The sequence below is a fragment of the Psychroserpens burtonensis DSM 12212 genome (assembly GCF_000425305.1).
GTDB lineage: Bacteria > Bacteroidota > Bacteroidia > Flavobacteriales > Flavobacteriaceae > Psychroserpens > Psychroserpens burtonensis.
This window is the reverse complement of record NZ_AUDE01000028.1, coordinates 26,101-51,509: the sequence shown is the minus strand read 5'-3', so window position 1 is coordinate 51,509 and position 25,409 is coordinate 26,101. Positions and strand designations below refer to the sequence as shown.

General features: G+C 32.6%; 27 protein-coding genes. 19 read left to right on the top strand and 8 right to left on the bottom strand.

Annotated elements, in window-relative coordinates:
* Positions 1–31 precede the first annotated feature (31 nt).
* Positions 32–1,636, top strand: coding sequence for an Ig-like domain-containing domain (locus H593_RS0113075; protein ID WP_028872866.1), 1,605 nt, complete (start codon positions 32–34; stop codon positions 1,634–1,636).
* Here H593_RS0113075 and H593_RS0113070 read toward each other — a convergent pair.
* Positions 1,623–2,402 carry an amidohydrolase gene (locus H593_RS0113070; RefSeq protein WP_028872865.1) on the bottom strand — a complete coding sequence of 260 codons (780 nt, stop codon included), beginning with the start codon at positions 2,400–2,402 and terminating at the stop codon, positions 1,623–1,625. The genes H593_RS0113075 and H593_RS0113070 overlap by 14 nt on opposite strands.
* A gap of 308 nt (positions 2,403–2,710) precedes the next feature.
* Positions 2,711–3,853 (bottom strand): methionine aminotransferase, encoded by a 1,143-nt coding sequence (locus tag H593_RS0113065; RefSeq protein WP_028872864.1) that lies wholly within the window; start codon positions 3,851–3,853, stop codon positions 2,711–2,713.
* A 124-nt stretch (positions 3,854–3,977) separates the two neighbouring features.
* Between H593_RS0113065 and H593_RS19225 the strand changes: the two genes are divergently transcribed.
* Positions 3,978–4,718, top strand: coding sequence for a hypothetical protein (locus H593_RS19225; RefSeq protein WP_051229732.1), 741 nt, complete (start codon positions 3,978–3,980; stop codon positions 4,716–4,718).
* 26 nt (positions 4,719–4,744) lie between these two features.
* On the opposite strand, the gene H593_RS0113055 is transcribed toward H593_RS19225, so the two are convergent.
* Positions 4,745–5,209 (bottom strand): DUF1569 domain-containing protein, encoded by a 465-nt coding sequence (locus tag H593_RS0113055; protein ID WP_028872863.1) that lies wholly within the window; start codon positions 5,207–5,209, stop codon positions 4,745–4,747.
* A 304-nt stretch (positions 5,210–5,513) separates the two neighbouring features.
* On the bottom strand, positions 5,514–6,827 hold the full coding sequence (gene ahcY / locus H593_RS0113050; protein ID WP_028872862.1) for an adenosylhomocysteinase: 1,314 nt from the start codon (positions 6,825–6,827) through the stop codon (positions 5,514–5,516).
* A 138-nt stretch (positions 6,828–6,965) separates the two neighbouring features.
* On the opposite strand from ahcY, the gene H593_RS0113045 reads away from it, so the two are divergent.
* The 13 genes from H593_RS0113045 (at position 6,966) to H593_RS0112980 (ending at position 18,556) form a co-directional block, all read left to right on the top strand.
* Positions 6,966–7,592: a 4'-phosphopantetheinyl transferase family protein gene (locus H593_RS0113045; protein ID WP_028872861.1), complete on the top strand. Its 627-nt coding sequence runs from the start codon at positions 6,966–6,968 to the stop codon at positions 7,590–7,592.
* Positions 7,593–8,321, top strand: a complete 729-nt coding sequence (locus H593_RS0113040; RefSeq protein ID WP_028872860.1) for a phosphoglycerol geranylgeranyltransferase — start codon at positions 7,593–7,595, stop codon at positions 8,319–8,321.
* Positions 8,321–8,581 (top strand): thiamine-binding protein, encoded by a 261-nt coding sequence (locus H593_RS0113035; RefSeq protein ID WP_028872859.1) that lies wholly within the window; start codon positions 8,321–8,323, stop codon positions 8,579–8,581. The genes H593_RS0113040 and H593_RS0113035 overlap by 1 nt, the downstream gene beginning before the upstream one ends.
* On the top strand, positions 8,565–9,206 hold the full coding sequence (gene pnuC, locus H593_RS0113030) for a nicotinamide riboside transporter PnuC (RefSeq protein WP_028872858.1): 642 nt from the start codon (positions 8,565–8,567) through the stop codon (positions 9,204–9,206). The genes H593_RS0113035 and pnuC overlap by 17 nt, the downstream gene beginning before the upstream one ends.
* Positions 9,158–9,724 (top strand): AAA family ATPase, encoded by a 567-nt coding sequence (locus tag H593_RS0113025; RefSeq protein WP_028872857.1) that lies wholly within the window; start codon positions 9,158–9,160, stop codon positions 9,722–9,724. The genes pnuC and H593_RS0113025 overlap by 49 nt, the downstream gene beginning before the upstream one ends.
* Positions 9,725–9,729: 5 nt before the next feature.
* Positions 9,730–11,286 carry a DUF4301 family protein gene (locus tag H593_RS0113020; protein WP_028872856.1) on the top strand — a complete coding sequence of 519 codons (1,557 nt, stop codon included), beginning with the start codon at positions 9,730–9,732 and terminating at the stop codon, positions 11,284–11,286.
* Position 11,287: 1 nt separating this feature from the next.
* Positions 11,288–11,695 carry an alternative ribosome rescue aminoacyl-tRNA hydrolase ArfB gene (gene arfB, locus H593_RS0113015; protein WP_028872855.1) on the top strand — a complete coding sequence of 136 codons (408 nt, stop codon included), beginning with the start codon at positions 11,288–11,290 and terminating at the stop codon, positions 11,693–11,695.
* A 289-nt stretch (positions 11,696–11,984) separates the two neighbouring features.
* Positions 11,985–14,174, top strand: a complete 2,190-nt coding sequence (locus tag H593_RS0113010) for a TonB-dependent receptor (protein ID WP_028872854.1) — start codon at positions 11,985–11,987, stop codon at positions 14,172–14,174.
* Positions 14,175–14,710: 536 nt separating this feature from the next.
* Positions 14,711–16,300, top strand: coding sequence for a hypothetical protein (locus H593_RS0113005; RefSeq protein WP_028872853.1), 1,590 nt, complete (start codon positions 14,711–14,713; stop codon positions 16,298–16,300).
* A 23-nt stretch (positions 16,301–16,323) separates the two neighbouring features.
* Positions 16,324–16,800 carry a hypothetical protein gene (locus H593_RS0113000; RefSeq protein ID WP_028872852.1) on the top strand — a complete coding sequence of 159 codons (477 nt, stop codon included), beginning with the start codon at positions 16,324–16,326 and terminating at the stop codon, positions 16,798–16,800.
* A 379-nt stretch (positions 16,801–17,179) separates the two neighbouring features.
* Entirely contained in the window at positions 17,180–17,641 is a 462-nt protein-coding gene (locus H593_RS0112990) for a hypothetical protein (RefSeq protein ID WP_028872850.1), read from the top strand.
* A gap of 6 nt (positions 17,642–17,647) precedes the next feature.
* On the top strand, positions 17,648–17,938 hold the full coding sequence (locus H593_RS0112985) for a hypothetical protein (RefSeq protein ID WP_037052372.1): 291 nt from the start codon (positions 17,648–17,650) through the stop codon (positions 17,936–17,938).
* Between the two features lie 12 nt (positions 17,939–17,950).
* Complete coding sequence (locus H593_RS0112980) at positions 17,951–18,556, top strand: hypothetical protein (RefSeq protein ID WP_157588853.1); 606 nt, start codon at positions 17,951–17,953, stop codon at positions 18,554–18,556.
* Positions 18,557–18,620: 64 nt separating this feature from the next.
* Here the strand turns inward: H593_RS0112980 and H593_RS0112975 are convergent, their stop codons facing one another.
* Complete coding sequence (locus tag H593_RS0112975; RefSeq protein ID WP_028872847.1) at positions 18,621–19,046, bottom strand: Rieske (2Fe-2S) protein; 426 nt, start codon at positions 19,044–19,046, stop codon at positions 18,621–18,623.
* Positions 19,047–19,429: 383 nt separating this feature from the next.
* Here H593_RS0112975 and greA point away from each other — a divergent pair, with 383 nt between their 5' ends.
* Entirely contained in the window at positions 19,430–19,903 is a 474-nt protein-coding gene (gene greA / locus H593_RS0112970; protein WP_028872846.1) for a transcription elongation factor GreA, read from the top strand.
* Positions 19,904–20,116: 213 nt separating this feature from the next.
* Positions 20,117–20,512, top strand: coding sequence for an HIT family protein (locus H593_RS0112965; RefSeq protein WP_037052369.1), 396 nt, complete (start codon positions 20,117–20,119; stop codon positions 20,510–20,512).
* Here H593_RS0112965 and H593_RS0112960 read toward each other — a convergent pair.
* From H593_RS0112960 to H593_RS0112950, 3 genes are all read right to left on the bottom strand, one after another.
* A complete protein-coding gene (locus H593_RS0112960) occupies positions 20,509–22,050 on the bottom strand; it encodes a tail fiber domain-containing protein (RefSeq protein WP_028872844.1) in 1,542 nt (513 codons plus the stop codon). The two genes, H593_RS0112965 and H593_RS0112960, sit on opposite strands and share 4 nt — an antisense overlap.
* A gap of 156 nt (positions 22,051–22,206) precedes the next feature.
* On the bottom strand, positions 22,207–22,554 hold the full coding sequence (locus tag H593_RS0112955) for a hypothetical protein (RefSeq protein WP_028872843.1): 348 nt from the start codon (positions 22,552–22,554) through the stop codon (positions 22,207–22,209).
* 9 nt (positions 22,555–22,563) lie between these two features.
* A complete protein-coding gene (locus H593_RS0112950; RefSeq protein ID WP_028872842.1) occupies positions 22,564–23,769 on the bottom strand; it encodes a sensor histidine kinase in 1,206 nt (401 codons plus the stop codon).
* A 148-nt stretch (positions 23,770–23,917) separates the two neighbouring features.
* On the opposite strand from H593_RS0112950, the gene H593_RS0112945 reads away from it, so the two are divergent.
* Positions 23,918–24,787, top strand: a complete 870-nt coding sequence (locus H593_RS0112945) for a flavin reductase family protein (protein WP_028872841.1) — start codon at positions 23,918–23,920, stop codon at positions 24,785–24,787.
* Between the two features lie 38 nt (positions 24,788–24,825).
* Positions 24,826–25,197 (top strand): DUF3127 domain-containing protein, encoded by a 372-nt coding sequence (locus tag H593_RS0112940; protein WP_028872840.1) that lies wholly within the window; start codon positions 24,826–24,828, stop codon positions 25,195–25,197.
* Positions 25,198–25,409: the final 212 nt, after the last annotated feature.

The following is a 25,409-nucleotide window of genomic DNA, read 5'->3' as shown; positions in this document are numbered from 1 at the left end:
TATTGTTAATTTGTTGAAATTTGAAGCACGAATGCGCAAAAACGTTTTACAAAGTGTAGTCATCCTTATAATCATTTCATTAGTGATAAGTTGTGCTAATAGAGGAACACCTTCTGGAGGTCCTAAAGATGAGGAGGCGCCATTAATAATCAAATCTTCTCCAGAGAATTTGACAACTAACTTTAAAGGCAAGGAGATAAAAATTTATTTTGATGAGTACGTTAAAATCAAAGACCTACAAAAGCAGCTTATTATTTCTCCACCAATGGATCCAGAACCAACGGTTACTCCTATGGGAACTGCGAGTAAATATATTACCATAACCATTAATGATACTTTAGATGACAATACAACGTATGCGTTTAATTTTGGGCAAAGTATTGTAGATAATAATGAAGAAAACCCTTATGATTATTTCAGGTATGTATTTTCTACAGGAGATTACATCGACTCTTTATCCGTAAAAGGTCGAATTTTAGATGCAGAAAACAGATCGCCAGAAACATTTGTCTCTGTTATGTTATATGAGAAAGACTCTACGTTCACAGACTCTGTTGTGTATAAGAAAAAGCCAAAATACATAACCAATACACTAGATAGCCTCACAACATTTAGTATTGATAATATTAAACCTGGAACCTATAAATTAGTGGCTTTAAAAGACGATAATGGGAACTTCACATTTCAGCAAGACAAAGATAAAATAGGATTTTATGAAGGTTTCATTACTGTGCCAACCGATGAAAATTATACCATAAAGTTATTTAAAGAAGCGGTAAATTTTGATGTTAAAAGAGCACGTCAAGTTGCTGGTCAAAAAATAGCCTTTGGGTTTGAAGGGGATTATAAAACAATGGAAATTGAGTTGCTAGGCGACAAGCCAGAAGGATTTACCACAAGAGTGACTAAAGATCAAAGCGCAGATACCTTGTACTACTGGTATAGACCAAAACTTGAATTGGATTCTACTCAATTTATTGTAAGAAATAAGACCTTTATAGATACGCTTAAACATCGATTTAGAACTATTGATAAAGACACCTTGACCGTAAAAATGTTGTCTTCTGGAACATTGGGTTTTAGTGATGATCTAAAAATATCTGGTACAATTCCTTTTGTGAAATTGAATGAGAAACAGATTAAAATTTTAGATAAAGATTCTCTAGATGTGTCTTTTGAGACCACTTATGATTCCTTAGACAATGTTTATAGTTTGCAATTTGAAAAGCAAGAATCTCAAAAGTATGCGATACAAATGTTGCCAGGAGCTTTGGAGGATTTCTTCGGAAATGTGAATGATACACTTAATTATAGTGCTAGAACAAAACTCTATTCTGATTACTCTAATATAAGAGTAACATTGAGAAATATGACCTATCCAGTGATTGTTCAATTGATGACTGAAAAAGGAGAGGTCAAGTATGAGCAGTTTGCGAAAGTGGATCGCTTATTTGATTTTAGAAACCTATCGCCAGGAAATTATTATTTACGGGTTATTTTTGATGCTAACGGAAATCAAAAATGGGATTCAGGAAATTACCTTGAGCAATTTCAAGCCGAGCGTATTAGTTACTATCCAGAACTTATTGATGCCAGAGCAAATTGGGATCCAGTAATTGAATTTATTTTAGAGTAAATAAATCCCTATCCTTCAAAAAGCCTAACTTCTCTCTGTACTTAGAGATATGATCTTTTTTTAGCGTTATAATTTCAGTGGCTTCTTGTCCTGTAGGAATTGTATCCATGCGTTTACCTAGGACATCATAAGCGCCAGAATTCCCAGAATACTCATGTTTATTGCCATCTAGTCCAACTCGGTTAACACCTATGCAATACGTCATGTTCTCAATAGCACGCGCTTTTAGTAAGGTATCCCAAGCTGCAATTCTAATTTTGGGCCAATTAGCGACATAAAGCAACACATCATAATCGTTTGTATTTCTAGACCAAACAGGAAAACGTAAATCATAGCAAACCAAAGGGCAAATTTTCCAGCCTAAATAACTAACTGTTATTAGGTTGGACCCAGCTTGGTAAGCCTTGTGCTCACCTGCTAAAGTAAAGGTATGTTTCTTATCGTAATAGTCGATTTTACCACTAGGAAAAATAAATAGCAGTCTGTTATAATAATGATCATTCTCTTCAATAACGATACTTCCCGTAATTGCAGATTTTTTAAGGTTTGCTAATTTTTGCATCCATGATATGGTATCTCCGGTCATGGTTTCTGCTACCTGACTTGGATTCATAGTAAATCCAGAGGTAAATAGTTCAGGAAGTATAATTACATCAACAGGCTCCAAAATAGCACTAATGGTATTAGTGAAGTTTATTCTATTTTGCTCCGGGTTTTCCCAGACGAGATTAGATTGTATTAAGGCAACTTTTAGTTCGCTTTTCATGAGTTATAGATTATATACCAAAGTTATGACCAATCATTTTAAAATCTATTTGATATTACTCAATGAAATTACAAATTTCAGAATAACTAAGCCTTGTATTATTGTAAAAAGTCTAATTCAGTTTTAGTTCTTTAAATTGAAGTAGAGTTCTATTGATGATTAAGCAGTATTCCATAATTGATGCCTAGCTTTTTTTGACTTTCTGAGCGTCTTTGTGCACTTATTTTTCTGCACTATTTTTTTTTAATTAAAAGATCAGATTCCTATATAACGTTAGTTTCTTCAATGCTTAACGCTTAGAAAAAGAGTTAAATTTTATTCAAGATTTCTGCTGCAGCTTTGAGCGTTTCAGTTGTTTTTGCAAAACAAAAACGCAATACTTTATCATCATGTTGATGATCATTGAAGACAGATAATGGAATGGAAGCAATCCCCTTTTCAATGGTAAGACGTTTTGCGAAATCTAGATCTTTTTCCGAAGTAATTTCAGAAAAATCTAACACCTGAAAATACGTTCCTTTTGATGGTGTGAATTTAAATTTTGAATCCTTAATAAGCTTTAAAAAGGTATCTCGCTTCTCTTGATAAAATTCAGATAAATCTAGATAATGATTGGGTTGAGTTAAATAATCTGCTAATCCTTTTTGTGTTGGATGATGTACAGAGAATACATTAAATTGGTGCACATTTCTAAAGGCTTCCATTAGTTCTTTTGGTGCGCAACAATAACCGACTTTCCAGCCTGTATTATGAAATGTTTTCCCAAAGGACGCGGTGATAAAACTACGTTCTTTTAACTGCGGAAAAAGGCAAACACTTTGATGTTGCTCGCCGTCAAATATGATATGCTCGTAAACTTCATCACTTAATACGATGATGTCTGTGTGGTTTGTTAATTCTTGTAGTTTAAGCAGATCTGCTTTACTCATCACAGTTCCGCTAGGATTGTGAGGTGTATTAATAATAATCATTTTGGTATTATAATTAATCGATTTCTCGACGAGAATCCAGTCTATTTTATAGTTTGGTGCTTGAAGTCCTATTGCAATTGGTTTTCCTCCATTTAATTCGATAGCTGGTTGATAACAATCATAAGCAGGTTTGAAAATGATGACTTCGTCACCTAGCTTTATAAAAGTTGAAATTATTGTGAAAATGGCCTGCGTTGCGCCAGCTGTGACTGTTATTTCAGTTTCAGGATGGTAAGAGGTGTCGTATAGCAACTCAAATTTTTTGGCAATAGCTTGACGTAATTCTAAATTTCCTGCCATAGGAGCATATTGATTATATCCAGAATTCATGGCTTTAGAAACCGCATCAATAAGTTTTTGATCACTCTTAAAGTTAGGGAATCCTTGTGATAAATTGAGTGCATTGTGTTTGTTTGCCAATACGCTCATGACAGTGAAAATTGATGTTTCTACGTTGGTGAGTTTTGGTGTAAGTTGCATAATGTAAATATACGAATACATTAATGTGATAATAATTAAAAGAAAAAAGAGTTGTAGTGTTATAATCTATCTAATTATCAAAAGATTACTACTCATACTATTTGTTCTATTATTTGCTTGCAATATGAACTCTGAAAGGAGTTCAATTATAGAGCAATCCATAATTGACGTTAATGAAAATCAAGAACTGAAAATTTCTACATTAGAACCATCACTAGATTCTGTGAAACTCAACATCAATTTTAAACCTCAAGGCAATTACACATCTATTAAAAATGGAATAGAAACTGATAGAGCGTATTTTAAACGTTCATATCAAAGCAATCCAACAAAAGCGATTGATAGTGCATCTCAATATTTATATTCAAAATTGCTGAATGATATCGTTCCGCATTGGTACGGAACGGAATGGGATTTTAACGGTCATACAGACATTCCAAATAATGGAGAAATTGCTTGCGGTTATTTTGTGTCAACGACTTTAAAACATTTTGGCTTTAATCTCAATCGATATAAAATGGCGCAACAAGCTGGATTAATTGAAGCGCGAATGTTACAACCTAAATCTCAACTTAAAATCTATAGAAACCAGTCTTTTGAAGCTTTAAAACAGAAAGTGAATTCGGTTTATAATAATGGGGTTTATTTTGTAGGATTAGATAATCACGTTGGTTACGTGATAGTAATAGACAAAGAACTCTATTTTTTACATTCTAGTTATTGTGATGATAAGGTGATTATTGAATTGGCAGAAATTGCACCATGTTTTTCTTCGAATATTTATGTTTTTGCTGAAATATCAACTAATAAAAATCTGGTTAAAAGTTGGATATTTAATGAGCGATTGAATGTGCCTGTTAATTGATTGCCCTAAGGAAAACTTCAGACTCTTTACTTCACAACAATATCATTAATAATTTTTAAATGGTGATTAGTGTGAAGTAACAGAAAACGGTAAATTCTTGGTGTATTAATATTTCCGAATAAAGGATGCTTGAAATATGCGTTTTTGTTTAAACCAGCAATTGTTTTCACGTTGGTTTTAGCTAATTCAATTTGCGAAACCAAGTCTTCTTTTAAAACAGTTTCAGGAGGCTTCACATATTTTGGAGCTTTTGCTTTTCCTCTAGGAAAGAAACCGAGTGCAAAGAATAGCTTCCCTATTAAACTAAAATTGTTTGTGTAGGTTTTAGGATCTGATGATTGAACTGTAATTATCACGTTATTAATAACCTTGAGGCTATGATCTATATGCCAAGCAATATTGCTTTTAGATATTTTTGGATTAGAAACGGTATGGTTTTCTATATGTGCTTCTAAGGTGGTGATTCCAATATTTAACTTTTCTAAACTCATGAAATTCTTATTATTAGGATTGTCAATGTACTAATAAATTTAATAGATTCTCCTAATAAGCTCCTTCCTTTAGCTAAAGGAAGGTGGATTTTGATATGTCAAAATTCGGATGGTTTGACGAAAAATGAGCGAAGCAAATTTTTAATTGTGCCATCTTATAAAAAGATTGCCACATCGCTAAAAAGTTCCTCGGAATGACATAAACACAAAAAAATCCCAAACAAGACTGTTTGGGATTTGTAATAATTTAGTTTTATATTAAAGAGATTGCTTCGTCGCAAAATCCTCGTAATGACGTTCTTAATTAATAACGATAATGCTCAGGCTTATAAGGTCCTTCAACTTTAACACCAATATAATCTGCTTGGTAATCTTTAAGTTCTGTTAACTCGACACCAATTTTCTCTAAGTGTAATTTAGCTACTTTTTCATCTAAATATTTAGGTAACATGTATACTTCGTTTTTGTAATTGCCGCTGTTTTTCCAGAGCTCAATTTGAGCTAAAGTTTGATTAGTGAATGAATTACTCATTACAAAACTAGGGTGACCAGTTGCGCAACCTAAGTTTACCAAACGACCTTCAGCTAAAAGGATAATATCTTTTCCGTCGATCGTGTACTTATCTACTTGAGGCTTAATTGTGTCTTTAGTATGACCGTGGTTTTTGTTTAACCAGCCTACTTGAATTTCGTTATCAAAGTGACCAATGTTAGCCACGATAACTTTGTCTTTCATTGCTTCAAAATGCTCAGCACGAACGATGTCTTTATTTCCTGTCGTTGTGATAACGATATCAGAATTTCCTACAACGGTTTCTAATTTTTTAACTTCAAAACCGTCCATTGCCGCTTGTAAGGCACAAATTGGGTCAATTTCAGTAACCGTTACAATACTACCAGCACCTTTGAAAGAGGCAGCAGTACCTTTACCAACATCACCATAACCACAAACAGTAACACGTTTTCCTGCAAGCATAGTGTCTGTTGCACGACGAATCGCATCTACAGCACTTTCTTTACAACCGTATTTGTTATCAAATTTTGATTTAGTTACAGAATCATTTACGTTGATCGCTGGCATTGTTAATGTTCCATTTTTTACACGTTCGTATAAACGATGAACACCAGTTGTTGTTTCTTCAGAAAGTCCTTTAATTCCCGGAGCTAATTCTGGGTATCTATCTAATACCATATTCGTTAAATCACCACCATCATCTAAAATCATGTTTAGTGGTTGACGATCTTCTCCAAAGAATAAGGTTTGTTCTATACACCAATCAAATTCTTCTTCTGTCATATCTTTCCAAGCATACACTGCAGTTCCAGCTTCTGCGATTGCAGCAGCAGCTTGATCTTGTGTAGAGAAAATGTTACAAGAACTCCAAGTTACATCTGCACCTAAAGCTTGTAATGTTTCTATTAAAACAGCGGTTTGAATCGTCATGTGAAGACATCCAGCAATACGAGCACCTTTTAATGGTTGCTCATTTTTGTACTCTTCACGAAGACTCATTAGTCCTGGCATTTCAGCTTCAGCCAATTCAATTTCTTTTCTTCCCCAAGCAGCAAGAGACATATCTTTTACTTTGTTGGGCACGTAAGTCGTTGTTTTATTCATGTGTTTATTTTTTCTTTCTTAATTTTTAAAATGGTTTGCCTTTGGCTTTAGAGTTTAAAATTGGTTAAATTCGCTTGTCTAAAAAAATCAATTCCCCTTAGGCGATGCAAAGATAATCATTAAGTTTCAGATAATTAAATGCCACTTTACAAAACTATCCAACCAAACTCACAAACTACTGTTAAAATCTGGAAGATTACAGAGTCTTTTGACGATTTGATGGCGCCTTTAGATTTGAAAGAAAACAGCTTAGAACGTGTGCTAGGAATGAAAAGTGAGTTACATCAACGTGGGTTTCTTAGCGTTCGACATATACTCAGAGATTTTGGATATACAGATCAAGATTTATATTATGATGACCGTGGCAAACCACATTTAAAAGATGGAAAGCATATTTCTATTACCCATTCTTTTACCTTTTCGGGAGTTATTATTAGTACTTCGGAAGTTGGCATCGACATAGAAAAGCAACGTCATAAAATTGCTATTATCGCAAGAAAATTCGTTCACTATGAGTTTAATTATCTATTTGAAACTGATGTAGATTATATTAAAAAGCTGACTGTTATTTGGGGAATTAAAGAATCACTTTATAAATTGTTTGCTACTCCAGGCATGTTGTTTCGAGAGCACTTTTTAGTGATTCCGTTTATGTTAAAAGATGGTGAAACGGTTGCTTGGATAGATTATCAAGACAAAAAATATAGATATAATACGCATTTTTTAGAATTTGAAGGATTCTCTTGTGCTTTTGTAATCACCTAAATGAAAGCAATTTATAAAAACATATTACGTTCAATTTCCGAAGAAAAGAAAGGACTAGCAGTTTTAATAGACCCAGATAAAATGCCTATTGAAAAGGTTTTTGGTTTTATTGAGAAAGTGAATCAATCTATAGCGACGCATATTTTTGTTGGTGGAAGTACTGTTGATGATACTACTACAGCTATTTTAGTCGCTACAATAAACACACATACTAAATTACCTGTCGTTTTATTTCCTGGTGATGTTTCACAAATTACTAATCATGCAGATGCCCTATTATTTTTGTCATTAATTTCTGGTGATAACCCTGAGTATCTTATTGGGAAACATGTAAGAGCAGTTTCAAAATTAAGAGACTCTAATTTAGAAGTGATTCCAACAGGGTACTTATTGATTGAAAACGGAAAACAAACTTCCGTAGAAAAAGTGACACAAACGAAACCTTTAGCGAGAGACAATGTTCAAGAAATAGTAGATACAGCGATAGCAGGTGAACTATTAGGAATGCAACTTATTTATCTCGAAGCAGGAAGTGGCGCTTTACAACCCGTACCAACAGAAATCATTAGTTTTGTAAAGCAAGCGCTTAGTATACCTTTGATTGTTGGAGGCGGAATTAGAACCAAGCAACAATTGAAAAATGCATACGATTTTGGTGCTGACCTTGTTGTTATAGGGACAGCTTTTGAAGATGATGAAGCTTTTTTTGACGAATTAAAAAAAAAATAATGAACATATCAGTAGAACTAACATTAACACCATTGCATGACGATTATGAACCTGCAATAATTCAATTTATAAAGAAATTGCGAGCGTCTAATTTAAAAGTGCTTGAAAATCCTTTAAGCACTCAGGTTTATGGAGACTACGACGAGGTGATGAAAACCTTGACCATAGAAATTAAAGAGGCTTTTGAGTTGATAGAACGCGGTTTGTTACACATGAAAATAGTTAAATCTGATCGTTACGACTATGAGCCACATTTTTGAGTTCTTTTTTGGTCAATACGACGACTATACAGCAACAGATATTGTCCTAGAAATAACAGCAGTAATTTTTGGATTCCTTTCAGTTTGGTTTTCTAAGCAAAATAAAATTTGGGTATTTCCAACAGGTATGATTAGTACAGCAATATTTGTCTATTTACTTGTGAAATGGGAATTACTTGGTGATATGATGATCAATGCTTACTACTTTATAATGAGTATTTACGGTTGGTACATTTGGACTAGAAAAGTAGACGATTCTCATGTGACTCCAATTTCTAGAATGACTCTAAAAGAAAAGCAAATAAGCATATGTATTTTTATTGCAACCTTGTTTTTTGTTTATGCAGTTTATCAAATATGTGACAAATGGACGAGTTGGGTGGCGTATGTAGATACGATTACGACAGCTGTATTTTTTGTTGGCATGTGGTTAATGGCTCGCCGAAAATTAGAAAATTGGCTTTTTTGGATTATTGGCGATATGATTTCTGTTCCATTATATTTCTATAAAGGATTTACTTTTACGAGCTTTCAATATTTAGGATTTACATTTATTGCCATTTTTGGCTATTTAGCATGGAAGAAAAACTTAAACAAATCACAGACGCTAACCCAAACTGTATAAAAGTTGTTTTATATGGCCCAGAATCTACAGGAAAGTCAACTTTAGCCAAAGCATTGGCAGATTGGTATGATACTGTTTATGTAGAAGAATATGCTCGCTTTTATGCCGAAGCTAAAGCACAAAATAATCTCCAGTTATCTAAAGAGGATGTATTACCAATAGCTATCGGGCAAATAGCTGCAGAAAATAAGCAACTCAAAAACGCTAATAAACTTCTAATTTGCGATACAGACTTACTAGAAACAAAAGTATATTCTGAGCATTACTACGGTGGATTTTGTCCAGAACTAGTAAAAAAATATGCGCATGAAAATACTTACGATTTGTATTTTTTAACTTATATTGACACGGTTTGGGAGGCAGACGGTATTCGTGATCAACCCAATAATAGAGAACAATTATTTAATCGTTTTGAACAGGCGTTGATAGATTCTAATAAGCCCTATGCTTTGGTAAAAGGAAGTTTTAAAGAGCGATTAAATATTTGCAAGACCCAGATTGAAAACCTATTAAAATAAGTACATTGAATTTTTCTGAAAAAGACATACGACAAATAGAAAATAAAGGATTAACCTTAAAAGGTGTTGAACAACAAATCAAACTTTTTGAAAACGGGCTTCCTTTTGCTAATTTAGTCTCTGAAGCTACAATAGATAATGGAATCGTAAGATTACCAAAGAATCAACTTGATAATTATATCTCAAAATTTGATGACAAAAAGAATAAGATATCCATCTTAAAATTTGTTCCAGCATCTGGTGCCGCAACGAGAATGTTTAAATTTTTATTCACCTTTTTGGATGACTACAATATTGAAAAAGGTAGTATAAACTCCTATATTAATAAAACAAAGAACAAAGACTTGTCTCTGTTTTTTATCGGGTTAGAGAAGTTTCCGTTTTATCACATTGTTTTGGATAGTTTAAAGAAAACTTTTACAGATTTTGAAAGTATGCCTATCAATGAGCAGGAGTTAAAGTTTGTGGAAATGATGCTTGATAGCGATAAATTAGATTTCGGAAATTCACCAAAAGGATTATTGCCTTTTCATAAGTATAAAAACCAAATGGTTTCTACCGCTTTTGAAGAGCATTTGTATGAATCTGCTTTGTATTCTTCTATTGAGGAACCGGTTAAATTACATTTTACAATTTCGCAAAAACACAACCATAAGTTTGATGAGGAGTTTCGTAGAATTGAAAAAAATGTTGAAGAAAAATCGGGTTCTACATTTGATATCTCATTCTCTTATCAAAAAGAATCTACAGATACTATTGCCGTAACGCCTAAAAACAAACCATTTAAAGAAGATGATGGTTCTTTGCACTTTAGACCATCTGGTCATGGTGCATTGATAGAAAACCTTAACGACTTGGATGCGGATATTATTTTTATCAAAAATATTGATAATGTTGTTACTTATAAATACAAAGAGGAAGTTGCTAAGTACAAAAAAGTATTAGCTGGGATTTTATTAGAAGTTCAAGAACGAGCATTCAGTTATCTTCATTTGCTTGAGACAGGCAAACCTTCCGAAGAAAAACTTATTGAGATTGGTGAGTTTTTAATGAACAGGATGACCGTCAAAATAAGTTCTGAGTTTGAAAAATACTCTTTAAAATATCAAATTGAATATTTAGCTGAAAAGTTAAACCGTCCCATTCGTGTCTGTGGAATGGTAAAAAACGAAGGAGAACCTGGTGGCGGACCATTTTGGATTAAGGATGAAAGCGGAAGTATCTCTATACAAATAGTAGAATCTGCCCAAATTAATAAAAAGAGTAGACGTCAAAAAAATATTCTTAAAGATGCGACGCATTTTAACCCTGTAGATTTAGTTTGTGGTATCAAAAATCATAAAGGAGAAAAGTATGATCTTAAAAAATTTATAGATTATAAAGCGGCCTTTATTACTATGAAAACAAAGACAGGAAAAGATCTTAAAGCATTGGAACTTCCTGGATTATGGAATGGTAGTATGGCAAACTGGAATACGATTTTTGTGGAGGTGCCCTTGATTACTTTTAATCCTGTAAAAACGGTCAACGATTTATTAAAAGCACCACATCAAATTAAATAACATGTTTGATGAGAAAGCCATATTAAGAGAGTTGAGCTTTAAATTTATTAGAAGTTCTGGAGCAGGCGGTCAACATGTCAATAAAACGTCATCTAAAGTAGAATTGACTTTTGACGTAGAGCACTCACAATTCTTATCGGTTGATCAAAAGGAACTCATCAAAACTAGTCTGAGAACAAGACTTACAAAAGAAGATGTCTTAATCTTACAATGTGGAGAGAGTAGGAGTCAGCATAAAAATAAAGCCATAATTATCAACCGTTTTTTAGATTTGATTAGAGAGAATTTAATCGAAGAAAAAAATCGCATTCTAACTAAAATTCCACGAGCAGTGGTTAGAAAACGATTAACCAATAAGCGTAAAACTTCAGAAAAGAAATCAAAGCGTAAGCCTCCAGAGATAGATTGAAAAAAAATAGTAATTCTTGATGTACAAGTGATAAATCTATTTTACATTTGCACTGTTCTCAAAAAAGGGGTGCCTATTATCGGCTGAGATCATACCCATTGAACCTAGAACAGATAATGCTGTTTAGGAAGCGAACGTTAATAAAATGTCCTGAGGACATTTTTAGTGAGTGCAAAAAATGCTTGTAGCCTTTTTGTATTCATTAAAATATTAATGCTCAAAATTTTACTAATTATTAACAATAAAGAATAATGACCTCTTTTTATTCGATTATAAATTTATAGTCGTAATGAAAAACTATTTTCTTTTTTTAGCACTTTTAGTGCTAACGTCCAGTGCTTTTGCACAAGACAATCAAACAAAACAGGATTCTACTAAAACAGAAAAGCTAGACGAAGTCTTAGTTAAAGCCGTTAGGGTAGAAGCCACATCTCCAATCACGCACACAAATGTGACTAAAGAACAATTGGCAAAACGTAATTTGGGACAAGATATTCCTGTCCTATTAAACTTCTTACCTTCGGTTGTAACTACTACAGATGCTGGAGCAGGAGTAGGTTATAGCGGAATTAGAGTTCGTGGTATTAATGCACAATCTACAAATGTAACCATCAACGGGATTCCCTATAATGATGCCGAATCGTTAGGAACATTTTGGGTTAATTTAGGTGATTTTGCATCGTCTGTTGAGAGTTTACAATTGCAACGAGGTGTTGGAACGTCAACCAATGGTGCTGCTGCTTTTGGAGCCAGTATCAATGTGTTAACAGATGCAGTTTCTAAAGAATCTAATGGTGAAATTTCTAATTCCTTTGGTAGTTTTAATACTAGAAAACACACTATCAAATTTAGTACAGGATTGCTAAATGACCATATTGAAATCGCTGGTCGTTTATCAAATATTTCCTCAGATGGTTATATTGATAGAGCAAGAACCGATTTGAAATCTTACTTTTTACAAGGGTCTTATATTGATGATAATACATTAATAAAAGCCATAACTTTTGGCGGACAAGAAGTTACATACCAAGCTTGGAAAGGTATCGATGCAGATCAGTTGGATGAAGACCGTACTTTTAATCCATCAGGTCAGTATACAGACGCCGACGGGAATACACGTTTTTATGACAATGAGGTTGATAATTACAATCAAGATCATTATCAATTACACTGGAACCAACGTTACAACAATAAATGGTCTACCAACATTGGTTTAAATTATACCTATGGAAGAGGTTACTTTGAACAATACAAAGAAGATGAAGATTTTGAAGATTATGATTTAACACCAATCACTATTGGAGGAGAAACTGTTAATACTACCGATTTAATTAGACGTCGTTGGTTAGACAATGATTTTTATGTACTTAATGCGAGTGCTAATTATAAAAATAATGAGGTTGACATGATCTTTGGTGGGTCTTACAGTGTCTATGATGGTGATCACTTTGGGGAGATCATCTGGTCTGAGTTTGCAAGCGATAGCGAGATTAGAGATCGTTATTATGAAGGTAATGGTAAAAAAACAGACTTGAGTTTCTTTACAAAAGCGACGTATCGTCTTAATGATAAAGTAAGCTTATATGGGGATTTACAGTTTAGAACCGTAGATTATAAAACGTCTGGTTTGACCTCAGATAGAGTGCCTTTTAATGTGGATGAAACGTTTAATTTCTTTAATCCAAAAGCAGGAATCACGTATACCGTAAATACAGATAATAATTTGTATTTCTCTTATGCAAGAGCGAATAGAGAGCCAAATAGAAGTGATTTTGAAAACAATCCAGATGTTAAACCAGAGCAGCTTAATGATTTTGAATTAGGTTGGAGACATAACACTAAAAAGTTCAGGTTGAATGTGAATGGTTATTACATGTTATACAATGAACAATTGGTTTTGACTGGTCAAATTGATTCTACGGGAGATCCTATTAGATCAAATAATGGCGATAGTTACCGTTTAGGATTAGAAGTAGATGCAGCTATTGCACTAACAGATAAATTTTCTTTACAACCCAACGTTACGATTAGTTCTAATAAGAATATAGAGACCTTTGAATCTGTAAACGGAGAACTTTTAAATTTAGGACAAACAGATATCTCGTTTTCTCCAGAATTAGTAGCAGCCAATGCCTTCGTTTTTCAAGCAAAAAAAGGTTTTCAAATCTCTTTATTGAGCAAATTCGTAGGTGAGCAATTTATGGGAAATACTGAAAACTCAGATTCTAAATTAGCAAGTTATTTTATTAATGATATCAGTATTACGTATGAATGGAAACCAAAATCTGTTTTTGAAACAGTCGTATTTTCTGGATTATTTAATAATATTTTAAATGAAGAATTTGTGTCTAACGGTTATTTCGGATCGTTTGATTTTGAGGATAGTTCGAGTGCAACAGGAACAACAACTGGATATTTCGCAGGTTTTTATCCGCAAGCGACGTCTAACTTTTTGTTGGGTGTGACTTTGAAGTTTTAATATTCCTGCGCAGGCAGGAATCTCTGATTGAATTTGTTGAAGAAAACAAGACTCCCAAATTATCAAAGTTGGGAGTTTTTTAATGAAAATAGTAAAATAAATTCATGCTTTCAGCCTATACTATACTTGCAGAGTACGGAAAAACCGTAATTTTTAGTTGTTTTCAAACCAAATTTTAACATTCGTTTTAACAGTTTTTAGAGTTTTGAAGTTCTACTTTCATAATCCCTTATAATTAATAATTTCCCTCATAATAAAGGTATTTGATTAATAGCAACACATCAAATATTAACTTAAACTATTTAAGCATTTATGAAAAATTATTTTAAACCTGTCTATTTATTTTAGGACTCTTACTCTTTACTATTAGCTGTCAAAAAGACGACACTCCAATTCCTGAAGAAGAAGACGTACAAATTGAAAGCCTCAAAGCTTTTAATATTACTTCTAAAGATATCCCTTCTCATATTTTAGACTTTGTCAAAACAAAAACCAATAATACCTTTAAGGTCAATATTTCTAAACGTGGTATTAAGTTGTCAAACTCAAATGTTAATGCGTATAGTAGAGAAACACCTTTAGGCATTGTGCAAACTAACAAAATAGTGCAAGTTTACAACGAACGTAATACAAAATATACGTTTAAAGTAACTGATCCAACTAATTCAAATAGTGTTATAAATCTAGTTGTTGTAGATATGAGTGGAGATATTATTGAATATTTTATCCAGTATATATTTGATCCTAATATTTCTGTACCACGTTTATCATCTGGAGCAATAGATATGAGTAGATTTACTGGAGGAATGACTTTTTATGATATGGAAGGCATTATAATTGGCAACTTTGTATTGAATGATGGTGATTTAGTTGATTTTGATGGAGAAATAGATCCATGTCCAGAAGACGAAGTTGTAGAAGAAGAGGAAGATGATACAGATGATAGTAGTAATTCTACTTCTGGAGGAGGTGGAAGTAATCAAACCAGTGATCCAAATAACAACAACTCCTCAGATACCGGTAGCTCAGACTCTAGTGGTGGAGGTGGTGGATACATTGATAATCCTGATGAACCATGTGGCATGGATTGGAGTTATGGTGCATGTGGATGTCCAACTGGTCCAAATGATGGACATGCAATCACTGGAAATGACTGCTGTAATGGAAACCCTTTAGTTGTAACCAATACGTGTACAGGTCAAACTTGGAGTTCTGCAGCTAGAATTATTGAAGGAGGAACTTCTCCTTGTGATGGTGATGTGGGTGTTTTGATTGAAATAGAAGAGGATAACGATTGTTTGTCAGGTTTTAATTGTCGATCTGGAGAATTTCTAGATGAAAACTGTGAATGTCAAATTGACCTTACAGATCCTTGTGCTAACAGAGATCTTCTGAATTATCAGGTTTCTTCAGAGATTTTATCAACTCTTGAATCTAGGCAACAACCAAATAGTGCAGTTCAATCATCTCAAATGGTTGACTCATTTACTTTAGAAACTATTAATGATGGTTGGGGTGATGTCAATCAAGATAAATTTTCTATAAAAATAAACCAACTACCAGATGGGTATACTCCTTTTCAACTTTTTGATGAGATTAGGATGAATTTTGCAAATATGGTAGTTGGTGGTGATATGGCGTATATCTCAGATGTGAATTTGGAACCTTATTCAGATGATGACGGAGTTCTGTGGGATTCCGATAATCCTGAAGGAGCTGCAATGGATTTCGATACAATATTAGATACCTCTACTGTTTATTGTGTGGAATATAACGTAGAAGAAATGTATTGGATTTTTGCTACAGTTACTAGTTATGATCATCAAGGGCATTTTGTTGCGGGTTTAAGACAATTTGGTCTTGAGCCAAATGGAAGTGGAGGATATTCATTTTATGTCCGAGCTGCAGATAGATTAGGTGGTGTAATTGATTATGGTTTTAATGCCATGAGTTTTGACTATGAAGTCTTGTTTACCCAAGCAGGACACCCTACATGGAAAAACCTAATGAATAACACTATGTCTTTTGTTCGAAATCAAGGTGGCGATGTCGAAGAATTTGATAGTAATAAGACTTATGGCACAAGACATCCTTTTGATGAGGATGATTGTCAAGATGAAAACTAAAATAATAATTAAAAATAATAAAAATGAAATATTTATTCTCAATAACTATATTTTTAAGCTTCAATTTATTAATTGACACAATTGAAAGTACTTGTAATAATTACAACGATAATAATCTTATTGCAACTACTCAAATATCTTTAGAAGATCAAGTTTATGATAAATTGGAAGTTAAAACTAATTTACCAAAAATGCTAAATAAGTTCTTGGACAGAAAAGCTTTAATTAGAACAGATGTTCCTTCAACCCTTTGGGAGGAAATTAAAAATAATATTGATTATGGTGGTTTTAAAACACAAATTGTAGATATAATTCCTGATTTTTACTCAGATTCAGAGTTGCAAGCATTACTTAACACGCATAGTGATAGTCCTAAAGTTCCAATCACTAAAATGAATTTTAGACAAGTTTTAGCTCAAAAATCTCAAAATTTTATTGATGTCCAATTTATAAATACAGTTAACAGTATACTTTCTGAAAATGGTTTTAGTGCATTATAATAATTAATTAAACATTTTTATGCAAAAGAAAACACGACCTGATTATCCTATATGGTTTTATGTGATAAGATTAATTAACATGTTTTGTTTCTTAATTTTCAACTTCTTGATGTTTTTTAATGTAGGTTACACAGGTTGGTATTTTTTATATATTTTTTATTTTTGGTTGTTAATTATTATTTCTATAATTGAGATTGGTTATGTTGTAAGAGGTGACAAGGAATTATATAATGTTTATAAAAAAATAAATATCTTGTTTTTGATTATATATGTCTTATCAATTCTCAGTGTTCTTTATTATATTGTGATTAGTTTATTTTTTTAAAGCAAAACAAAGCTCCCAAGTCTTTAGACTTGGGAGCTTTTTAAGGAACTTTTAATGATTTTGAAAGATTCTGTTGTTACAGTCGTAAACTTAGAGTATAATAATGGTGAGGCTCATATTAATATCCCAGTAGATCCTTATACAGTAGTTATTGCACATACTCATCCTCCAAGTGAAGATGGTTACTACGCTATGTTTTCTGAACCAGATATTACTAAAATGGGAGAAATTGTAAATCATGTAGAAAATAGTTTCTCGCAGAGTGTACCGACTATTGATATTACACATATTGTAATTGCAGATGGCAAGACTTTTGCTATACGTTTTGACGACGCAGCGAGTGTACAAAAGCTTTTAGATATTTATAGTGATAAAGATAAGAAAAAGGAATTTGTAAATAATAATGGAGGAACAGCTTCTGTTGTTGAACCCACTAAAAATAGAGCAGATTGGGATGAATTTCAACAGGTGCTAAATGGCGAAAAACCAATTAGTGACCTAGGGTGTAATGAATAATTTAATATGATGAAAATTTCAATAAAAAAACTAGAAACTTATTTTACTATTTTTTTAATTATCTCTGCTGTATTGTATAGTTTGCCATCAAGTTTGTTGATGGCTGTTTATACTCCAAGCTATCTAGGTTGGGCTGCTTTATTTTTAATTTTAGTAACATTAGGTTTGTTTATTTGGTTATCAATACTAAATGCTAAAAATAGAAACTATAAAAAAATAATGAAAAGATTTGCTTTTTTGATAGTAATTTATGGGGTAAGTGTTTTAATCAAATATTTGGTGCAAACATATTATTAATAATTTTTCGAAATGAATTTAATCCTAAAGGTTATACTCCAAATGAAACAGCTCCATGTAATTAAATTATATATTCTTTTTATAATTTGCTATGCTTGCAGTTCAGGTAAACAAAACGTTTCAAACGATAGCTCTATAATTATTGAAACTCAGGTTAAGCGTAGTTTTTCTTTATATGAAAAAGAAGCTGAGTTAAATTTTGAAAGGAATAATTATTTAAACTATTATATAAATCAAATTGATACAGATAATTTTAAGAATTCTGCGTTTAAAAATAAATTAGGAGATTCTCTTTTTAATATAATTTTTAATAATAATGAGATTGAGTATTTGAAAAAAAGAGAAAATCAAGATGACATTGATGTTTCTAAATTAAGTTTTAATGATAAAATTAAATTAATAACAAATACTAAAATTGAAAATGAGAATATGTCTTTTCAAAATGACTCTAAAACTATAATAAGTTTATCATTTCCTAGATTTACCTCTAATAAAAACTATTGCATCATAGCATTTTCCCATGGTACTAGAGGTGCAATGCAAGGAGGAATAAATTTATATGTTAGAGATAAAGAAGATTGGAAATTCTATAAAACTATAGACTCATGGATTGAATAAAATACAAAAACTCCCAAATCATAAACTTGGGAGTTTTTTTATAAGTTACATTTCCGTAGTAAACCTAATTACTAACCACAATAGTATTACCCGAAACAGTGACACGATACTCTTTAAGTCCGCAAGGTAATTGTGTCCCTAATGACTGTCCTGTAAACAAATTAAATTTATTTTCATCTGCGCAACTACAAGTTACTTCTATACCATCTCGCTGTAAAAGTGAGCAATTTTGTTGTACATGATTAGGATCTGCAGCATCCCAAGCTCTGTAATTATTATTACCAACATTAGTCACATAAATACCTGCATTACCTTGATTGGCAATATAAACGATATTACTAGTGAACATTAGTTGGCTATATTCTGGCAGGTTAAGATTGATACTAGCATTAACACCAACGTCAACTAAAAAATTACAATTATTAATTCTATCGTCGTCTCCGCAACTTATTAGAAGAAAAAGAGAAAAAATGAATGCTATTTTTTTCATAAATACATGTTTTAGATGGTCAATGACATCTCTAATATTCTGATTGCCTATTTTGGGTCGCAATTTACAATATTTTAAATCTAAATTCTATAATAGAACGCCGATATGAGAGTGAAAATTGTAATTAAAGAGAAGTTTTTATAATTTTAAGTGCGACACAGTCATGGTTAAATTCTAACAAGTAGGAAAATGATATATTTTGAAAGAAGTTTTTAACTGTGATAGACGTTCTTACGCATAATTTGGCTTAGAGTTGAATTAAATATTTCGTATATTTGTATTGAATCTCGTGACAGCGGGATTTTTTCATTAGTCCCGAACTCGTTTCAGGATATTTTGGGTGTAGCTGTCACTGATGTTGTTTAACATTAAACGAATGAATTATGAGTAAAGCATCTTATTATACTCCAGAAGGATTGAAAAAATTAAGAGACGAACTTAAAAGATTAAAAGATATAGAGCGTCCAAGTGCTTCTCAAGCTATTGCTGAGGCTAGAGATAAAGGTGATTTAAGTGAAAATGCAGAATACGATGCCGCTAAGGAAGCTCAGGGTATGCTAGAAATGAAAATAGCTAAGCTAGAAGATACTTTGGCAGGTGCGCGTGTGATTGATGAGTCTCAAATGGACACATCAAAAGCTTTAGTATTGTCTACAGTGAAAATCAAAAATCAAACCAATGGTATGGAAATGATATATACTTTGGTTGCAGATGGTGAAGCCGATTTAGCATCTAATAAATTATCTGTTAATTCTCCTATCGGAAAAGGGCTTTTAGGAAAGTCTGTTGGTGAAGTTGCAGAAGTTCAAGTGCCAAATGGTATTATGAAATTTGATATTTTAGAGATTTCAAGATAAAGTTTTTTGCTTTCTGAAAGGAGCTGTTCTAAGACCATCGAATCTTCTAAAAGATAGTTGTCAAACTAAAAATTATAAACAAAAGATTCCTCAAAAAAGAGGAATCTTTTTATATTTATGGCAACTTGACAAGTTGAGCGCGATCAAAATACTTAGAGTCTTGAACTAGAGGTCCTTTTAACGGTATTCAGGTTAACATAAATCAATAAAACCATGGCATCATCTATTTTTACTAAAATTATTTCAGGCGAAATCCCTTGTTACAAAGTTGCAGAAACCGAAGATTATTTAGCTTTTTTGGATATTAATCCCAATGCTAAAGGTCATACGCTATGCATTCCTAAGAAAGAAGTTGATAAGCTTTTTGACTTAGAGGAAACGTCATATCATGGCTTAATGGAATTTTCAAGGCAAGTGGCTCTTGCCATTGAGAAAGCGGTGTCTTGTAAGCGTGTTGGGATGACTGTTATTGGTTTAGAAGTGCCACATGCTCACGTGCATTTAATCCCATTGAATTCTATGGAAGACGCTCGTTTTATCAATAAAATACAATTAGAGAAAGCCGAGTTTGAAGCTATTGCAAATAAAATTAAAAATCACTTACATTAGTTTTTATTTAATAATTGATTTACTTTCTGCTCTAATAGGTCAAGCCTTTTGTTTTGCTCATCAATGATATTTTGTTGCTCCTTAATTGCTTTTGTTAGAATAGGAATAATTCTCGTATAATCAAGAATAACAAAAATTTCAGACTCATTTTTTAAAGGTTGATTTTGTTTAACTTCTTTTGTAGCATTTGTTGGTAATCTTTTATCTCTAGTTATTTCTGGTAAAATTTCTCTAACTTCTTGAGCTATAAAACCGTATTCTTTTTCTGTATTTAAGCCCATATATGGATACTTTTCTAAATCAAAATGATAAGTCACAGGGTTTAATTGGGCAATAATATCCAAAGCGTCATTTAAAGGTTCTATATCTTTTTTAAGTCGTTTATCAGAGGCAGCACCAAAAAAACCAGTATACCCTAAATCCTCAAGAAAAAGTCCTGCCCAACCAACACCTGCTCCATTTTCTCTAGTACCTAAAACACCAATTCCCTCTCTACCATTTATTGTCCCACGAACACCAACAGCGGTGTTCGTTAGTGTGTTGTTAATAGCTAAACCAAAAACTCCAGCAGCACTAAAGGCAGTACCACTATAATTTGTAATACCTTCAATACCATTATAACCATTAGTTACATCTATATTATAACCACTTACAGATACACCTTCTAAACCACTATTATCAAATGCAGCCATAGCTGCTGCTCCAACATTGACACCACCATTTGTCATTTGTAACATGTTTGTTGGTGTGTTAGTTCTTATTCCAATTCTATCAGCACCAGCGTCAATAAAAAACATATTAGCTTGTGTATTAGACTCTATTCTAAAATCATTACTAGCGATACCTTGTTCATTAAAAATAGATGCACCATTACCATGTAATCTAATATTATAAGCATTGTTTTCATAGATATCTATAACACCATCATCATCAAGATCATACAAACGTATTAAAACGTCTCCACTACTTACAGCACCGTCTCTTAAGTGAATATCATCTGAGAAGTAAGAATTACCAGTAACATTAAATTGTCCTGCATTATTAACACCACCAACGGTTGTTCTACCGTTGTTTAATACTGAAAACTGATTTAGACCATTATCCTGGATATGAAAGTCACCGGTTGAATTAAGATTATGAACAAGATTAAATGCGTCACTAATTATAGTGGTGTCTTCAATCAAGTCTCCGCCTAATCTTATGTCATTATTTGGTGTGTTAAAATTTAAACCATTTGTAACAGCTCTAGGAACTGTTGCTCCAAGTGCAATCCAATCATTACCATCCCAATAATGAAAACCAACACCAGTTGTGCTATTTGTATTCCAAACTAAAAGCCCAACAGGTGCTCCGCCAGTAATAGGCGCTATTGTTGTTGAATTTGTAATATCTACACTTGGTACTAATACACCTTTATCTGTACTTGTAACGTCTAGAATTGATCCTCCAGCAGGTGTTGTGGTTCCTATTCCTACTTGTGAGAACATAGAGAAACTTAATAAAAGAAATAAGATGGTATTAAACTGTAATTTATTCATAATCAGATTGTTTTAGTCGAAACTAATTATTAATATTTAATAACAGTACTTTATTCTATGAAAGGTAAAACCTTTAGATGAAATGACTATGAGATTAGTTTCTAGTGACTTATTTAAAGAATTAGATAATTGGATTAGAGTATAAATAGCAATCAACTATAAAATACTAAGAACTAATAGCATAACAATAGTTAACAAAATTGCACTTGTAATTAATATCCAAGACAATTTTTTTAGTTTTAGAGATTTTAGTCTTGGTTGTATGGCGCGTTTTTGATAAGCAACTACTCGCTCAATTTCATTAGTCCATCTGGCTGGGTAAATATCGGTATTACAAGTGTTACAGTGCATTTCATTTATCCGCTCCTCTGTGATAGCTTTGTAAAAAGCGTTTTCTACAAATCGTTGTTTAAATGTGAGTTCTAAACCTTTGTTAGAATAACATTCTGGACAGTTGTTGTTGAGCTGTACTTCTTTTAATGTGAAATGGTTTTGCTGTTTCATGACTTTTAATTAAGCTATTAATTTCAATGAAATTTGCATGGTTGTTCCTTTTCCAATTTCAGAATTAAGTACTTTTATTTTTCCGTTATGATAGTCTTCTATGATTCGTTTTGCTAATGATAATCCTAATCCCCAACCTCTTTTCTTTGTGGTGTAACCTGGCTGAAATACAGAATTATAGCTTTGTTTAGAAATCCCTTTTCCGGTATCTTCAACTGTGATTTTTACGTACTTGTCGTCATTGGTGATTACTAATTTTAAAGCGCCTCTTCCTTTCATGGCATCAATGGCATTTTTTACTAAATTTTCAATGGTCCAACTAAATAATTGATCATTGAGGTTGACGTATAATTTTTCTTGAGGAGCACTGATTTCAAAATCAATTAATTTTGAAGATCTTGATTTTAAATAATCGTAAGATTCAATGGTTTCTTTTACAATATCACAACGTTTTAAGGTTGGCAATGAACCAATTTTGCTAAAACGATCTGTAATGATTTGTAGTCTTGTGATGTCTTTTTCTATTTCAACTAGATAGTCTGGGTTGACGTTTTCGCCTCTCAATATCTCTGTCCAACCCACTAATGAAGATAAAGGTGTTCCAATTTGATGGGCTGTTTCTTTAGCCATACCTGTCCAGAGTTTATTTTGGTCTGCAGTTTTGGTGCTTTTATAAAAGAAATAGGCTACTGCTGCAAACAGTAATATAATTAGAAGTAAGGCTAAAGGATAGTATTTAAGTTTGTTGAGAAGAGATGAATTCCCATAGTAGATTGTCTGATTCGTGTTTTCTATTTTAATTGGTTTGTTTTCTTTACCATATTGGGATATCAGTAACTTGATATTTTCATCTACGTACTTAGATTCTTTAATAGCATGTATAGAATCCACTTCAGTTTTAGTTATAATATTCCTAAAAGTACTAGCTGTTGAGTCGCCATTCATAAGAATCATTGGCGTTGTATTGTTGTTGTCAAGTATTTTCCAAGCCAAGTCCAAATCAGCTAAGATATCATCACTATTATTAATTTCAGATTGTTCAATAGCCTTAAAAATATCTCTTTGAGCAAAAGATGTGATTTCCATTTTACTGCGTTCTTCTGCTTTAAAATTTTGAAAAAATACATACGTATTCCAAAGAATAAGAGATATAATTATAAAAGAAGCCACGATAATAATCCATCGTGTCATATTGCGATTTATGGTGAATGCCATTAACTTATAATTTGATTTTAAATATAAACGTTTTATGTTAATAATATTGTCTTGATAGAGGGTGAATTCATTTTTATAGCGTAAACAATATGGTTACATTTGCATTTCAATATCTTGAAACGCTACTATTTAACTATAAATTAAACAAATGGCATCATTTAATCCAAAAGACATCTCTACAGGCAAATTGCATAGTTACTTATTAAGTGCTGTGGCTCCGAGACCGATTGCTTTTGCGAGTACTATGGATGCTGAGGGGAATCCTAACTTATCCCCTTATAGCTTTTTTAATGTATTTAGCGCGAATCCGCCAATACTCATTTTTTCACCTGCAAGACGTGTTAGGGATAATACTATAAAACATACTTTAGAGAATGTTATGGCAACTAAAGAAGTTGTTATAAATGTCGTAAATTACGATATTGTACAGCAAATGTCATTAAGTAGCACAGATTATGCTAAAGGGGTTAATGAATTTGATAAATCAGGGTTAACCATGTTAGAGTCTGATTTGGTAAAACCTTTTAGGGTCGCAGAATCTCCAGTACAGTTTGAATGTAAGGTCAATGACATTATCCATTTAGGAACCGAAGGAGGTGCAGGAAATTTAATAATTTGTGAAGTAGTCAAGCTTCATATTGCTGATGATGTTTTAGATGATGAAGAAGTCATTGTGCAAGAGAAATTAGATCTTGTAGCAAGAGCAGGTGGTAGTTATTATAGCAGAGCTAAAAATAGCTTTTTTGAAATACCAAAGCCATTGTCTACATTAGGTATTGGTGTTGATGCTATGCCTGGTCTAGTTAAGAATAGTATGGTTTTAACAGGTAATGATTTAGGACTATTAGGTAACGTAGAGGCTTTGCCAAATCAAGGTGAAATAGAAGAATTTATAAATACTGTGAGTGAGCGTTATCCTAATATCAAGAACAAGTCTCATCATGAAAAACATAAAATTGCCAGAAACTATTTGAGTTATGGTGATGTCGATAGTGCATGGAAATTGCTACTATCATAAATAATAATAGTCAAAAATTAAATTTAAGGAATACAACAATGGAAGTACAAGGAAAAGTCAAAATGATCGGAGAAACTCAAACGTTTGGAAGTAATGGGTTTAGAAAGAGAGAACTGGTAGTAACCACAGAGGAACAATATCCACAACATATCTTAGTTGAATTTGTTCAAGACAAAACAGATTTATTGAACAGCTACAAAGTTGGTCAACCAGTGAAAGTAAATATCAATTTAAGAGGTAGAGAATGGGTCAATCCGCAAGGAGAGACTAAATATTTTAATTCTGTACAAGGATGGAGAATCGAAGCTGCACAGCCAGAAGGGGATAATGCACCTTCTGTTGCACCAACAGAAGCTTTTGAACCAGCAACAAATTTAAACGAAGAAGATCACGACGATTTACCGTTTTAATCTTCGCTAAATAAGTTAACGCTTCATTTAACGTATACATTAGTATTGGAAGCCTCGTTGAAATCAATGAGGCTTTTTTTATGTAATAATGCTATTAAATAGATGTTTACTTAGTAGAGGTTATAGTCAATTTTGTTAATTCTGGTTGAGGAAACCGTTTTGGGTGAGGAATTAAAAAAGCCCCAAATTTCTTCGGGACTTAGTACTGTGGT

What these genes read in the sequence shown, in the direction of transcription:
- H593_RS0112990 (WP_028872850.1), top strand. Translation starts at nt 17,180, where the DNA reads ATGATTTTGAAAGATTCTGTTGTTACAGTCGTAAACTTAGAGTATAAT.
- H593_RS0113065 (WP_028872864.1), bottom strand. Translation starts at nt 3,853, where the DNA reads ATGCAACTTACACCAAAACTCACCAACGTAGAAACATCAATTTTCACT.
- H593_RS0112985 (WP_037052372.1), top strand. Translation starts at nt 17,648, where the DNA reads ATGATGAAAATTTCAATAAAAAAACTAGAAACTTATTTTACTATTTTT.
- H593_RS0112975 (WP_028872847.1), bottom strand. Translation starts at nt 19,046, where the DNA reads ATGAAAAAAATAGCATTCATTTTTTCTCTTTTTCTTCTAATAAGTTGC.
- H593_RS0113025 (WP_028872857.1), top strand. Translation starts at nt 9,158, where the DNA reads ATGGAAGAAAAACTTAAACAAATCACAGACGCTAACCCAAACTGTATA.
- H593_RS0113010 (WP_028872854.1), top strand. Translation starts at nt 11,985, where the DNA reads ATGAAAAACTATTTTCTTTTTTTAGCACTTTTAGTGCTAACGTCCAGT.
- H593_RS0113055 (WP_028872863.1), bottom strand. Translation starts at nt 5,209, where the DNA reads ATGAGTTTAGAAAAGTTAAATATTGGAATCACCACCTTAGAAGCACAT.
- H593_RS0112950 (WP_028872842.1), bottom strand. Translation starts at nt 23,769, where the DNA reads ATGGCATTCACCATAAATCGCAATATGACACGATGGATTATTATCGTG.
- H593_RS0112960 (WP_028872844.1), bottom strand. Translation starts at nt 22,050, where the DNA reads ATGAATAAATTACAGTTTAATACCATCTTATTTCTTTTATTAAGTTTC.
- H593_RS0113045 (WP_028872861.1), top strand. Translation starts at nt 6,966, where the DNA reads ATGCCACTTTACAAAACTATCCAACCAAACTCACAAACTACTGTTAAA.
- H593_RS0112980 (WP_157588853.1), top strand. Translation starts at nt 17,951, where the DNA reads ATGAATTTAATCCTAAAGGTTATACTCCAAATGAAACAGCTCCATGTA.
- pnuC (WP_028872858.1), top strand. Translation starts at nt 8,565, where the DNA reads ATGAGCCACATTTTTGAGTTCTTTTTTGGTCAATACGACGACTATACA.
- H593_RS19225 (WP_051229732.1), top strand. Translation starts at nt 3,978, where the DNA reads ATGAACTCTGAAAGGAGTTCAATTATAGAGCAATCCATAATTGACGTT.
- H593_RS0113000 (WP_028872852.1), top strand. Translation starts at nt 16,324, where the DNA reads ATGAAATATTTATTCTCAATAACTATATTTTTAAGCTTCAATTTATTA.
- H593_RS0113070 (WP_028872865.1), bottom strand. Translation starts at nt 2,402, where the DNA reads ATGAAAAGCGAACTAAAAGTTGCCTTAATACAATCTAATCTCGTCTGG.
- H593_RS0112940 (WP_028872840.1), top strand. Translation starts at nt 24,826, where the DNA reads ATGGAAGTACAAGGAAAAGTCAAAATGATCGGAGAAACTCAAACGTTT.
- H593_RS0113075 (WP_028872866.1), top strand. Translation starts at nt 32, where the DNA reads ATGCGCAAAAACGTTTTACAAAGTGTAGTCATCCTTATAATCATTTCA.
- arfB (WP_028872855.1), top strand. Translation starts at nt 11,288, where the DNA reads ATGTTTGATGAGAAAGCCATATTAAGAGAGTTGAGCTTTAAATTTATT.
- H593_RS0113035 (WP_028872859.1), top strand. Translation starts at nt 8,321, where the DNA reads ATGAACATATCAGTAGAACTAACATTAACACCATTGCATGACGATTAT.
- H593_RS0113040 (WP_028872860.1), top strand. Translation starts at nt 7,593, where the DNA reads ATGAAAGCAATTTATAAAAACATATTACGTTCAATTTCCGAAGAAAAG.
- H593_RS0112945 (WP_028872841.1), top strand. Translation starts at nt 23,918, where the DNA reads ATGGCATCATTTAATCCAAAAGACATCTCTACAGGCAAATTGCATAGT.
- H593_RS0112955 (WP_028872843.1), bottom strand. Translation starts at nt 22,554, where the DNA reads ATGAAACAGCAAAACCATTTCACATTAAAAGAAGTACAGCTCAACAAC.
- H593_RS0112965 (WP_037052369.1), top strand. Translation starts at nt 20,117, where the DNA reads ATGGCATCATCTATTTTTACTAAAATTATTTCAGGCGAAATCCCTTGT.
- ahcY (WP_028872862.1), bottom strand. Translation starts at nt 6,827, where the DNA reads ATGAATAAAACAACGACTTACGTGCCCAACAAAGTAAAAGATATGTCT.
- greA (WP_028872846.1), top strand. Translation starts at nt 19,430, where the DNA reads ATGAGTAAAGCATCTTATTATACTCCAGAAGGATTGAAAAAATTAAGA.